11 protein-coding genes are annotated in these 12,394 nt (G+C 68.9%); 6 read left to right on the forward strand and 5 right to left on the reverse strand.

Annotated elements, in window-relative coordinates:
- Positions 1–57 precede the first annotated feature (57 nt).
- The 3 genes from ACFFC4_RS13230 to ACFFC4_RS13240 are packed head-to-tail and all read left to right on the forward strand — an operon-like array spanning position 58 to position 4,325.
- Entirely contained in the window at positions 58–1,935 is a 1,878-nt protein-coding gene (locus ACFFC4_RS13230; protein ID WP_375501572.1) for a flavin-containing monooxygenase, read from the forward strand.
- The gene (locus ACFFC4_RS13235; RefSeq protein WP_375501574.1) at positions 1,935–3,170 is read left to right on the forward strand and encodes a CaiB/BaiF CoA transferase family protein; all 1,236 of its coding nucleotides are present in this window, start codon (positions 1,935–1,937) and stop codon (positions 3,168–3,170) included. Before ACFFC4_RS13230 ends, ACFFC4_RS13235 begins: the two co-directional genes overlap by 1 nt.
- Positions 3,171–3,209: 39 nt before the next feature.
- Positions 3,210–4,325 carry an NDMA-dependent alcohol dehydrogenase gene (locus ACFFC4_RS13240; protein WP_375501576.1) on the forward strand — a complete coding sequence of 372 codons (1,116 nt, stop codon included), beginning with the start codon at positions 3,210–3,212 and terminating at the stop codon, positions 4,323–4,325.
- A 58-nt stretch (positions 4,326–4,383) separates the two neighbouring features.
- Here the strand turns inward: ACFFC4_RS13240 and ACFFC4_RS13245 are convergent, their stop codons facing one another.
- Together ACFFC4_RS13245 and ACFFC4_RS13250 are read right to left on the reverse strand one after the other, a co-directional pair.
- Positions 4,384–5,175, reverse strand: a complete 792-nt coding sequence (locus ACFFC4_RS13245; RefSeq protein WP_375501578.1) for an enoyl-CoA hydratase/isomerase family protein — start codon at positions 5,173–5,175, stop codon at positions 4,384–4,386.
- Between the two features lie 55 nt (positions 5,176–5,230).
- Positions 5,231–6,055 carry an enoyl-CoA hydratase/isomerase family protein gene (locus ACFFC4_RS13250; RefSeq protein WP_375501580.1) on the reverse strand — a complete coding sequence of 275 codons (825 nt, stop codon included), beginning with the start codon at positions 6,053–6,055 and terminating at the stop codon, positions 5,231–5,233.
- Positions 6,056–6,154: 99 nt separating this feature from the next.
- On the opposite strand from ACFFC4_RS13250, the gene ACFFC4_RS13255 reads away from it, so the two are divergent.
- Positions 6,155–7,048 carry an enoyl-CoA hydratase gene (locus tag ACFFC4_RS13255; protein WP_375501582.1) on the forward strand — a complete coding sequence of 298 codons (894 nt, stop codon included), beginning with the start codon at positions 6,155–6,157 and terminating at the stop codon, positions 7,046–7,048.
- Positions 7,049–7,120: 72 nt separating this feature from the next.
- On the opposite strand, the gene ACFFC4_RS13260 is transcribed toward ACFFC4_RS13255, so the two are convergent.
- Complete coding sequence (locus ACFFC4_RS13260; RefSeq protein WP_375501584.1) at positions 7,121–8,263, reverse strand: acetyl-CoA C-acyltransferase; 1,143 nt, start codon at positions 8,261–8,263, stop codon at positions 7,121–7,123.
- 49 nt (positions 8,264–8,312) lie between these two features.
- Positions 8,313–9,056, reverse strand: coding sequence for a 3-oxoacyl-ACP reductase FabG (fabG, locus tag ACFFC4_RS13265; protein ID WP_375501586.1), 744 nt, complete (start codon positions 9,054–9,056; stop codon positions 8,313–8,315).
- A gap of 51 nt (positions 9,057–9,107) precedes the next feature.
- On the opposite strand from fabG, the gene ACFFC4_RS13270 reads away from it, so the two are divergent.
- Complete coding sequence (locus tag ACFFC4_RS13270; RefSeq protein WP_375501588.1) at positions 9,108–10,394, forward strand: acyl-CoA dehydrogenase family protein; 1,287 nt, start codon at positions 9,108–9,110, stop codon at positions 10,392–10,394.
- Complete coding sequence (locus ACFFC4_RS13275; RefSeq protein ID WP_375501590.1) at positions 10,391–11,515, forward strand: acyl-CoA dehydrogenase family protein; 1,125 nt, start codon at positions 10,391–10,393, stop codon at positions 11,513–11,515. Before ACFFC4_RS13270 ends, ACFFC4_RS13275 begins: the two co-directional genes overlap by 4 nt.
- A gap of 13 nt (positions 11,516–11,528) precedes the next feature.
- Here ACFFC4_RS13275 and ACFFC4_RS13280 read toward each other — a convergent pair whose 3' ends face one another.
- Positions 11,529–12,194 (reverse strand): TetR/AcrR family transcriptional regulator, encoded by a 666-nt coding sequence (locus ACFFC4_RS13280; protein ID WP_375501592.1) that lies wholly within the window; start codon positions 12,192–12,194, stop codon positions 11,529–11,531.
- Positions 12,195–12,394 lie beyond the last annotated feature (200 nt).

Consider the following 12,394-nt stretch of genomic DNA (forward strand, 5'->3'; position numbering starts at 1 on the left):
GTCAGCAAGTTATCGTCCGTAGCGAAAGTGACACTGATCCAAAGGGGCGACGATACGGTGACGAACGGCCGCGACGAAAGCCGCATCGAGCAGGCCCGCAGAAAATACCGCGAGGAACGGGACAAGCGCCTGCGCGGAGACGGCATCGGGCAGTACCGCGAGATGGACGGACCGTTCGCCTCGTGGCTTGGCGACCCGTACACCGGCAGCGACATCGACCGCGAGGCACTGATCACCGACAATGACGTGGTCGTGGTGGGAGCGGGGATCGGGTCCCTCGTCACTGCTGCGCATCTGCGCGAGGTCGGCATCACCGATATCCGGGTGATCGACACCGCCGGGGACTTCGGCGGTGCCTGGTATTGGAATCGCTATCCCGGCGTCATGTGCGACGTCGAGTCCTACATCTACCTCCCGCTGCTGGAGGAGACCGGCTACATCCCGACGCGGAAATACGCCGACGGCGACGAGATCCGCCTGCATCTGCAACGCGTGGCACGGCACCTGAAGCTGTACGAGCAGGCCGTGTTCCGGACCTCGGTTACCGGAGCCGCCTGGGATGAGCCCTCGGGCCGGTGGCACGTGACGACCAACCGCGGAGACCTGTTCCGTGCCCGATTCCTGATCATCCCCACCGGTCAGCTACTGCGGCCCAAGCTGCCCGGGATCCCCGGCATCGAGCTGTTCGAGGGCCACATGTTCCACACCAGCAGGTGGGACTTCGCGTACACCGGCGGCACCATCCACGGCGGCCTCGACCGGTTGGCCGACAAGCGGGTCGGCATCATCGGCACAGGGTCGACGGCACTGCAGGCGATCCCGCACTTAGCCGAAGCCGCCAAGGAACTCTACGTGTTCCAGCGCACCCCGTCGGCGGTCGACGTTCGTAACAACCGGCCGACCCCGCCGGATTTCGGTGACACGCCCGAGCCGGGCTGGCAGCGTCGTCGGCGCCAGAACTTCACCCGAATACTCGCCGGCGAGGACGTGGACCACGACCTGGTCGACGACGGATGGACGGCGATGTTCCGCGCACTGACGTCCGCGCGCCTACTCAAGGAGCGTCCGAACATCACGTCGCGTGAGCGGGCGGTCATCCTCGAGCGCGCTGACCTCGACGTCATGGACGGCATCCGCGCCCGTATCGACCGGACCGTGCACGACGCACGCACCGCTGAACTCCTGAAGCCGTGGTACGGACGCTGGTGCAAGCGGCCGTGCTTCCACGACGAGTACCTGCCGGCGTTCAATCAACCCGGCACGACGCTCGTCGACACGAACGGCCGCGGGCCGGACGCGATTGACCACAATGCGGTCGTCGTGGGCGACCGGCGCTACGAAGTGGACTGCATCATCTTCGCCACCGGCTTCGAGGTGGGTACGAACTACGCGCACCGGGTCGGCTTCGACCCGGTCGGTCGCGACGGCCGCACGATCAGCGACAAGTGGGCGCGGGGGCCAGAGACTCTGCACGGAGTCCACTGCAGCGGCTTCCCGAATGCGTTCTTCACCAACACGAACCACGCGCCGCGGACAGCCAACTACACGCATCTCGCCGATGAGCAGGCGCGGCACATCGCGTACATCATCAGCACCGGGCTAAAGCGCGGTGCCGACATCCTCGAAGTCACGCCCGAGGCCGAGAAGGAGTGGGCCGAGGAGGTTGCGCGGGGCGCTCACCGCGGCGCGCGCTATCGCGCCGAGTGCACGCCGGGATTCTTCAACGGTGAAGGGCGGCCGGGGGAGACGACAGGCGGCATCTACGCCGGCACCTATGCCGACGGCCCCGTGAAGTTCTTCGGGATCCTCGAGACCTGGCGGGCGCGCGACGACCTGGCCGGTGTCGAGTGCCGGGTTGTCACCGACGGTGATGACGACGCCGACGGCGACAGGGCGGCCACCGTGACAGCCGGCCTAGTCCCGGGTCACGGTTGATGACCGAGTCCCCGCAGGACGCCCCGCGGCCGACCGGCCCACTCGACGGCGTCGTCGTGGTCGACCTCGGCCAGATCTACAACGCGCCGTACGCGACGCTGCTGCTCGCGCTGGCCGGAGCGCAGGTGATCAAGGTCGAGCCGATCGCCGGCGAGATCTCGCGGACGCGCCGACTGGTCAACCTCGGCGCGGGCATCGCGTTCTACATGCTCAACAGCAACAAGCAGTGCGTGACGCTCAACTTGAAGGACCCGCGGGGGCAGCGGTTGCTGACCGAGCTGACCGATCGAGCCGACGTCGTGGTCGAGAACTTCCGCCCCGGGGTCATGAAGCGACTCGGCGTCGGTCCGGAGGTCCTGCGCGCCCGCAACCCGCGCCTGATCTACGCGTCCGGGTCCGGCTACGGCCAGACCGGCGTCTACCGCGATCTGCCCGCCATGGATCTCACGGTCCAGGCCATGACCGGTGTCGTGGCCTCCACCGGGTTCCCGGAGGAGACGCCGCTGAAGTCGGGGCCCGCGCTGTCGGACTTCCTCGGCGGCATCCACCTCTACGGTGCAATCACTACCGCGCTGTACCGCCAGGCCCGCACCGGCGAGGGCGCGGTGCTCGACGTCGCGATGATCGATTCGGTGCTCCCCGCCCTGATGTCGAACATCGGCCCGTTCGTCGCCGCCGGCATCGAGGGCAGGACGCCCCCGCCCGAGCGCACCGGCAATCGCCAGGGCGGCCTTGCGGAGAGCCCGTACAACATCTACCCGACCAAGGACGGGCACCTCGCGCTGGTGTGCATCACCGAGCAGCACTGGCTGGGCCTGGTCGCGGTGATGGACCGTCCGGAGCTGCTGACCGACCCGAGGTATGCGACAAAGCTGGGGCGAATCGCGGCGATGGACGACGTCGATGCGCTGGTGGCCGACTGGACCCGGACCCAGGATACCGAGCAGGCCTTCGCCGGACTGCGGGCGGCCGGGGTTGTCTGCGCGCCGGTCCGCTCGCTGGGTGACGTGATCGCGGACCCGTACTTCCGCGCCCGCGGGATGATCCGCGACGTCGAGGTCGAGACGATCGGTACCTTGCCGCTGATGCATTCGCCGCTGCATTTCGCCGACTCGGCCCGAATCCCGCTCGAATCCGCTCGCGGGCTCGGTGCGGACAACGAAGCGGTCTACGGAGGCCTGCCTGGCTACTCCAGCGACCTGCTCGAGACCTATCGCGCCGAGGGCGTGATCTGATGGGGCCGCGGGCGACCGGGGTCGAGATGGAGACTGACGATGAGGACGCGTAGCGCAATCGTGCGTGCGGTACCAGGGAAGTGGGAGGTCGTTGAACTCGACCTGGACGAGCCCGGGCCCGGTGAGGTTCTGGTTCGGCTGGTAGCGGCCGGGTTGTGCCACTCTGACGATCACATCGCCACGGGTGATCTCCCGGTGCGGACGCTGCCGATGGCGGGCGGTCACGAGGGCGCGGGGGTCGTGGAGGCGGTCGGCCCCGAGGTGCACGACCTCGCCGTCGGCGACCATGTCGTCTTCACCTACCTCCCGGTCTGCGGGCGGTGCCGCTGGTGCTCGAACGGGCTGCAGGGGCTGTGCGACATGGGCGCCGGCACGCTGCACGGCTCGCGGCCGGGCGATCCGACGAGCTACCGCCTGCATCTCGGCGACGTGCCGGTGGGGCAGGGATCCTGCGTCGGGACCTTCTCCGAGCGCACGACTGTCGACCGCCGCTCGGTCGTCAAGATCGACAAGGACATCCCGCTGGAGTCGGCGGCGCTCGTCGGCTGCGGCGTCCTCACCGGTTGGGGCGCTGCGGTCAACTCCGGCGGCACGAGACCGGGCGACGTCGTCATCTGCATGGGTATCGGCGGGATCGGGATCAACGCCGTGCAGGGCGCGGCGCATGCCGGAGCCGGCCACGTGATCGCCGTCGACCCTGTGGAGTTCAAACGCGCCAAGGCGCTCGAACTCGGCGCGACCGCCGCGTTCGCCGACATGGCCCAAGCCCGCGACCACGCGCGCAGCCTGACGAACGGCCAGGGTGCCGACGTCGCCGTGGTGACCGTGGGAATCACCACGGGGGAACACGTTGCGGAGGCGTTCGCGTCAATCCGCAAGGCCGGCACCGTCGTGGTGGTGGGGCTCGGGCCGCGATCGGACCGTGGAATCCCCGTGTCCATCGACGAACTCGTGCTCTATCAGAAGCGGATCCAGGGTTCGCTCTTCGGATCGGCCGCCCCCTTGGCGGACATCCCCCGGGCGTTGGAGTTCTACCGAACGGGCCAGCTCAAGCTCGACGAACTCATCACGACGCGCTACACGCTCGACGAGATCGGGCAGGGCTACGACGACATGCACGCCGGGCGGAATTTGCGCGGCGTCATCGTCTTCTGACCGCACTGACTAGTCCGCACGCGTGGCGGCCCAGTGATGCCGCCGGTCATCGTGCGCGTCAGCGACCCTGGAACACCGGGGCCCGCCGCTGCGCGCTCGCCGAGATTCCTTCCTGGAAGTCGGCCGTCTGACGCAATCGAATCTGCTCGGTGCTCTCGTGCCGGGTCGCCGCCCGAAACGCCTCGGCCAACTCGCCCCTCATCGTCGCCCGGATGGACTGCACGGCCAGGGGGGCCGAGGTGGCGATCTCGCGGGCGAGCACGCGGGCTGCCGGGCGAATCTCGTCCGCAGGCACGAGGCGGTCGAGCAGACCGATCTGGAAGGCACGCTCACCGCCGATGCGGGCGCCGGTGTACATGAGCTCGAGCGCCCGCTGCCGGCCGACGAGGGCCGGGAGCGTCAGGGTGAGGCCGAAGCCGTGATGGAAGCCGAGCTGGGCGAAGTTCGAGGTGAACCGGGATTCCGGTGCGCCAACGCGAAAGTCCGCCGAGCACGCCAGGCCGAGTCCGCCGCCGATCGCCCCGCCCTGAACGGCCGCCACGATCGGCTTCGACGTCTGGAATAGCCGCACAGCTTCCCCGTAAAGATCCTCGGAGCCCCCTCGCGGTCCGGTCTCCCCTTCCCGGAAATACGCCCCGGCGCAGAAGTGCTTGCCCTGCGAGCACAGGACGATGCAGCGCACCGAGTCCTCGCCGTCCAGCGTGATGAAGGCATCGGCGATCGCGGAAATGAGCGGCACGTCGAAGAAGTTGTTCGGCGGCCGCTGGAGCTCGACCTCGGCCACATAGTCGTCGCCGATACGGACTTCCAGGTCGCCGAAGCGCAACGCGGCCGGATTGTCGTCAAACATATGTCTGTCTCCCTGCTCGCTCCGAACCGTGGCCGCTGACGACCGGGCTGCCCGGTCACCGACCGAGATACGTCGCCGTACGACGCTCCTTGAAACTCGCGACCGCCTCGAGGCGGTCCGCACTGGCCCGTGCCGACCGGGTCAGCGCCGCGGTCTCCAATCTCAACACGTCCTCGAGGGCGAGATCGGCGCTGCGCTTGAGGACCTGCTTCGAGGCGCGCACGGCCACCGGTGGCTTGGCAGCAATGGTGTGGGCCAGTTCGAGCGCCGCGGCCACCGCCCCGTCATCGGCCACCAGGCGGTCGAGCAGTCCGAGTCGGTGTGCTTCATCCGCCGCGACATCGCGACTGGTGAAGATCAGGTCGGCGGCCCGCGCATAACCGACGATGCGCGGCAGCGTGTACGTCATCCCGGCGTCTGGGCTGAGCGCCCGTTCGACAAACGCGGTGCGGAAACGCGTCCGGCTGTCGCCGACCCGCAGGTCGCAACTGAGCGCCAGGCTCATGCCGGATCCGGCCGCGATGCCGTTCACGGCGGCAATCACCGGCTTGTGGAGGTGGTCGAGGGCGAGCGCGCGGTCGCCGGCGGACAGGTACTCGTCGAGCAGCACGTTCTGATGCGAGAGGTCCTCCGGACCCGCCGCCAGGCCGGCCACGTCGCCGCCAGAGCAGAAGCCGCGCCCCTCCCCGGTGAGGACGAGCACCCGGATGTCGTCGGCCGACGCGACGTGTTCGACTAGCCGGTGCAAGTCGGCCCGGAGTCGGGCGTCGATGGCATTCAGGACAGACGGTCGGTTCAGCGTCGCAAGCAAAGCATGCTCATGACGTTCGAGCACAATCGTGTCCAGCGACGGAAGTGAACGTTCCGGCTCGATCGGCACCGGTTTACGCTAGCCAAGATGCCGCCGATTGACAAACCGGACGACCACTTATTATTTTCGACAGGTCGAGGGCGAACAGCGCCGGTCGTGAGGGGTGCGATGACGTACAAGTCTCTTCAGGTCGAGTCCTTCGACGACGGCCGCATCGTTCGGATCAAGCTGGATCGACCGAAGGCCCGCAACGCGCAGAGCCGCGGGCTGTTGGTGGAACTGGATCAAGCTATGACCGAGGCTGAGCGCGACGACGAGGTCCGCGTCGTGATCCTCGGTGGCACCGGGCCGATGTTCTCCTCCGGCCACGACATGGGTTCGAAGGAAGCGCTCGAGGAGCGCAGCCCAGGGCCGAACCAGCACCCGAGCGCGCTCGTCAACGGCGGGACCCGCGACGGTTCCGAACGCCGGATGCTGCAGGAGTGGCATTACTTCTTCCAGAACACCCTGCGGTGGCGCAACCTTCGCAAGATTACGATCGCTCAGGTGCACGGCCCCGTCCTCGCGGCGGGCCTGATGCTCGCGTGGGCGTGCGACCTCATCGTGGCGGCGGACGACACGGTGTTCGCCGACGTGGTCGGGCATCGGCTCGGAATGTGCGGGGTCGAGTACTTCGGCCATCCGTGGGAGTTCGGGCCGCGCAAGGCAAAGGAGTTGCTGCTCACGGGCGACTCGATCGACGCCGACGAGGCGTACCGGCTCGGAATGCTCAGCAAGGTTTTTCCGGCCGACGAACTGGACGAGCGCACGCTGGCGTTCGCGCGACGGATTGCCCAGCGCCCGACCATCACCTCGCTGCTTGTCAAGGAGTCGGTGAACCAGTCCGTTGACAACATGGGCTTCTACAACGCCTTGCAGGCCTGCTTCACGCTGCACCAGCTGAACCATTCGCACTGGACGGTCGTCAACGGTGACGACTACGCCGCCGGGCGTCCCGAGCACGGAGTCGTCGACTGGCGCACGGCGCCGCCGATGGCGCCGGCGCAGAAGACGGTGCCGTAGTCGGCCCGGATCGCCGCGCGGACATCGCGGCCGGCATCGCCACGGCGTGCCGGCGGGTCACATCCTCTCTACTCACATCCTCTCTACGACGACGGCCATGCCCTGGCCGCCACCCACGCACAATGCGGCGAGACCGTAGCGCCCGTTGCACTCGTCGAGGTTGTCGAGCAGCATCGTCAGCAGCCGCAGGCCGGTCATGCCGAACGGGTGGCCGAGGGCGATGGCGCCGCCGGCCGGGTTGAGCTGGTCAGTGAGGTTGATCTTCAGCTCATTGCACACTGCGAGCACTTGCGAAGCGAACGCCTCGTTGAACTCGACCACATCGATGTCCTGGATACGAAGCCCTGTGCGGTGCAGCACCTCTCGGATGGCGGTGATCGGCCCGACGCCCATGATGTCGGGAGACAGGCCGGTGACCGCGGTGCCGAGAACGCGGGCCCGTGGGGCCAGTCCGTAGGTCCGGGCGACCCGGCCCGACACGATGACGGCCGCCGCGGCGCCGTCGTTGAGCGGACAGGAGTTGCCGGCGGTCACCCGCCCGTCCGCACTGAAGGCGGGCTGCAGCCCGGCCAGACGCTCCAACGTGGTGTCGGGTCGCGGGCAGTCGTCGGTGTCGACCACCTGGCCGTCTGGCCGGGTGACGCTGACGATGCTGCGAGCCAGAAGGCCGGAATCCTGCGCGGCGACGGCGAGCCGATGACTCTGCAGGGCAAAGCGGTCCATCTCGTCGCGGCCGATCCCGAAGCGCTCGGCGACGTTCTCGGCCGTCGTCCCCATGGGGACGTACACGTCCGGAAGCTCGCCGGTTCCGAACGCCGGGTGCCGGTCCTCGTCGGCGGGACGACCCACCTGGCTGAAAGACTCGACGCCGGACACCAGGTAGCCGTCGGCCTCGCCAGACCAGATCGCGTGGGTGGCGACCCGCACCGCCTGCAGGCTCGATGCGCAGTAGCGCGTGATGGTCGAGCCAGGAAGTTCGACGGGAAGGCCGGCCAGGAGCGAGGCCCGCCGGGCGAGATTCGCGCCCTGTCGGCCGGAGGGATAGGCGCAGCCGAGCGCGTGATCGGTAAGCCGCTCCGGGTCGACGCGCGCTCGGTCGACCGCGGCGGAGATGGCGCGCGCGACGAGGTCTTCCGGGCGCACGTCGATCAGCGAGCCCTTGACGGCGCGGCCGATTGGTGTCCGGACCGAACTGACGATCATCGCCTCGTTCATGCGCTGTGACCCTTCTGGAATCGGAGCGGCGGATCGGCGGGCGGGCGCCTCACATGTGCCGCCCGCCGCTGATCTGGATGACAGCGCCGGTGAGGTAGGCGGCTCGCTCCGAGAGGAGGAAGAGGACGGTGTCGGCGACCTCGGACGGTGTGCCGACGCGCTCCAGCGGGATGTCCTGCAGCTTGGCCTGGAGCACCTCCGGCTTCAAGGCTTCGATCATGGCGGTTCCGATGAGTCCCGGCTGCACCGCATTCACCCGGACGTCGTAGCGGCCCAGTTCCTTTGCCGCGGCCTTGGTGAGGCCGATGAGGCCGGCCTTCGCGGCCGCATAGTTCGTCTGGCCTGGATTGCCGACCTTGGCGGCAATCGAGGAGATGTTGACGATCGCGCCCCGCCGTTGCTCACACATGATTTCGGCGGCGGCGCGGGTGCCCAGCCATCCGCCCACGAGGTGGACGTCGATGACGGCGCGAAAGTCATCCAGGGACATGTTCCGCATGGTTTTGTCCCGGGTGAATCCGGCGTTGTTCACCCAGAAGTCCAGGCCGCCATTGTCGGTCGCGGCGGTCGTGACCGCCGCGATGTCGGATTCGCTCGTCACGTCGCAGCGCACGCCGATCGCGCGGCCGGGACCACGCGACGACAACTCGGCTGCGGCCCGTTCGGCGGCGGCGCCCTGGAGGTCGGCGAGGACGACGGTCGCGCCCGCGTCCACCAAGGCCGAAGCGATCGCCAGCCCTATTCCGCCAGCCGAGCCGGTCACGACCGCGGTCCGATCCGAGAAGTCATCCACGGCGGGAGCATACGACAGCTAACTTGCTGACTGGTAACCTACTCTGGTCACTTGGGCGAGAGAGGAATTCCGGTGGTAGGTGCTGATGCGCCTGAACCCGACGAGGCTGAACCCGACGACGTCCGCCACCAGGCAGCGCGCTGGCTCGCCGAGAACTGGGATCCCGGGCTGAGCCTGGCCGAGTGGCGGAGGCGGCTCGCGGACTCCGGCTGGGGCTGCCCGACCTGGCCCCGCGCGTGGTACGGACGCGGTGCCACGCCGGAGGCGGCAGCCGCCATCGCACAGGAGTTCATGGCCGCCGGCGCCGTCGGGGTGGCGGCGACCACGGCCGTCACCCTCGCAGCGCCGACGCTGCTCGCGCATGGCTCCGACTACCTGCGGTCCCTGTTCCTGCGGCCTGCCCTCGTCGGCTCCCACCGGTGGACGCAGCTGTTCAGCGAGCCGGGCAGCGGGTCGGACCTCGCCAGCGTGTCGACGCGCGCGGTCCTCGACCGCGGCACCTGGGTGATCGACGGCCGGAAGGTCTGGAGCAGCGGCGCCGACGTCGCGACCCACGGCATGCTGATCGCGCGGACGGACTGGGACGTCCCCAAGCACCGCGGCATTACCTACTTCATCGTCGACCTGGATCAGCCGGGGGTCGAAGTCCGGCCGATCAAGCAGATGAACGAGCACGCCACCTTTAGCGCGGTCACCCTCAGCGGCGTGCGGGTCCCGGCGAGCCACGTCGTCGGCGAGGTCGGCGGTGGCTGGACGGTCGCAGCCACCACGCTCACCAGCGAACGCAGCAGCCCGGCCAACCTCGGCGCGCCCGTCGCACGGCTGAGCGGCCGGTGCCACCGCGAGGCGGCCGAGGAAGCTGAGCGCGCGGCTCGGCCGTACCGGTGGTATCCGCAGCGGTACGGGCGGCCCGATCTCGTGCGGCAGTCGCATTCCGCCGATCCGCACGTCCGGCAGCAGATCGCCCGCGTGATCTCCCAGGAACGGATCGCGGAGTGGTACGGCGCGCGACGTCACGCTGCCCAGCGGATGGGAGCCGGCAGCGGGGCGGAGAGCTCGCTCGCCAAGCTCATGGCCAGCGAGCTGGCGCGGGCGTGCGCGGTGGCGCACGCGCAGCTCGCGGGTGCGCGGGCGATGCTCGGCGCGGCTGGTGCCGGGGACAATGTCGTGGCCGAGATCTTGTTGTCGGTGCCCGCCGTGTCGTTGGCCGGCGGGACGGATGAGATCCAGAAGAACATCATCGCCGAGAAGGTGCTCGGTCTGCCCCGCGACCCGTCGTCCGACGCCCGGCTCCCGTTCCGCGACGTGCGACGTGACCCGGTTGCGGAGGACCGGTGAGTTCAGCCTTGTACGCGCTGGACGCGGATCAGGTCGAACTCGGCGCCACCGTACGGGCCCTTCTGGAGGAGATCGACCCTGGGGGAGGCGGCGCGGCGCAGCCGCGCGGCGATCGGCGCCTGTGGAAGGATCTGGCCGCGCGGCTCGGACCGGCGCGCATCGTCGGGCCGCCCGAAGCAGGCGGCGCGACCCCGCGGTCCGTCGAGTTGTCGGTGGTTTCCTTCGAACTCGGCCGCAGCCTGGCCTGCGTGCCGTTCCTCTCGACGGTCGGCCTCGCAGCGAGTCTGCTGGCACGCGTCCCTGACCACCCGGTCAGCATGCGGCTGCTGCCCCGCATCGCCGAGGGTGTCGCGGTCGCGACAGTGGCGCTTGCCGATCAAGCGGGCAGCTGGGACGCCGAGCATTGCAGCGTGCGCGCCGTCCCGGACGGCGGGCAGTGGCGCCTCACGGGCGAGAAACACTTCGTGCTCGACGGCCAGCGCGCAGAGGCCATCCTGGTCGTCGCCGACACACCGGACGGCGCCGCCGTCTTCGCGGTGCGGAACGCGTCGGGTCCCGACGCCGACCGCCCCGTCGTGACGCCCCTCGAGGTGCTCGACCAGACCCGTCCCCAAGCCGCGGTGCGCTTCCTCGCAACTCCTGCCGCGATGCTGGCCGAACCGGGATCGGGTCGCGCCCACCTGGACGCCGTGCGCGACCTCGCGGTGAGCTATCTCGCCGCCGAGCAAGCCGGGGGAGCGGAGCGGCTGCTGGAGTTGGTCATCGACCATGTCCAGACGCGCGTCCAGTTCGGTCGACCCATTGGAAGCTTCCAGGCGGTCAAGCACGCCTGCGCCGACATGCTGCTCCTGGTCGAGTCGGCGAAAGCGGCCGCATGGGGCGCGAGCGCTGCCGCCGCTGCGGGATCAGCCGAATTCCCGGCGCTGGCCAGCCTGGCGAAGGCATACTGCTCGGACGCCTTCGTCACCGTGGCGACCGAGGCCATCCAGCTGTTCGGCGGGCTCGGCTTCACCTGGGATCACCCGGCCCACCGGTACTTCCGGAGGGCGGTCACCGACAACCAGTTGTTCGGTGATCCCTACCTGCACCGGGAGTTGCTGGCCCAGCGAGCGGGCGTCTGATGAACTCGGGCGGTCACCGGGACTGCGGCGGCGAGATCAAGGTGCCGCCGAACAACTGTCGGCAGCCTTCGACGGCCTGCGCCGTACGGCGGGCGCTGACGTCGATGGACAAGAGCGTCACTCCCAGGGCGACGGCGGATAGGGCACCCTGGACCAACGGACGCTGCGCCTCGTTGACAGCGCCGGTCTCCACGCCGAAGTCGACGATCTCGCGAATCAGCTTGCCCAGCCGGTTGTCGCCGCGGATCTCTGCGAGCTCGGGGGTGCGACGCGCGTCTTCCCGGATCGTCAACATGAACAGCGCGGTCTCTTCGTCCCGGCGGAGGTCGTCGTAGGACTCGTTCATCAGCACGCCGACCTTGTTCTGGAACGTGGTCTCGGCCCGGACCGCCTCGTACAGCCGCGAATAGGCTTTGTCCGTCGTGTCGATCCAGACCGCGATCGCAAGATCCTTCTTACGGCCGAAGTAGTGGTGGATGGCCGCAGAGGACACCCCCACCTCGTCCGAGATCATCCGGGTGGTCGTTCCGGCGTAGCCGATCTCGGCAAAGAAGCGACGCGCGACCTGCAGGATCTCGTGACGAGTGTCTGCCCCGTCGACGTCCGGCGGACGTCCGATGACCCCAGTGCGGGTCCGGGCACCGGAGCGAGGCGTCGGACGAGGGATCTTGGTGCTCACCGGCGTGACTGCGTCCCTTCCATGCGCGACCGGAGGGTCGCGGCGGACCGAGCCTAGCATCGGGACCTGCTTCACGCGGTAGCATCGGAAGGTCTGCAGGTCCTGTCCCGTTCGCGTCCGATCGGGCTCGTGGCAGCTGCGACGCGCTGGTTGTTGAAACTTACCGGCCCGCCAGTTACCGTCTGAGCCCGTGCGACCTT

The organism is uncultured Jatrophihabitans sp. (assembly GCF_964244045.1).
GTDB lineage: Bacteria > Actinomycetota > Actinomycetes > Mycobacteriales > Jatrophihabitantaceae > Jatrophihabitans.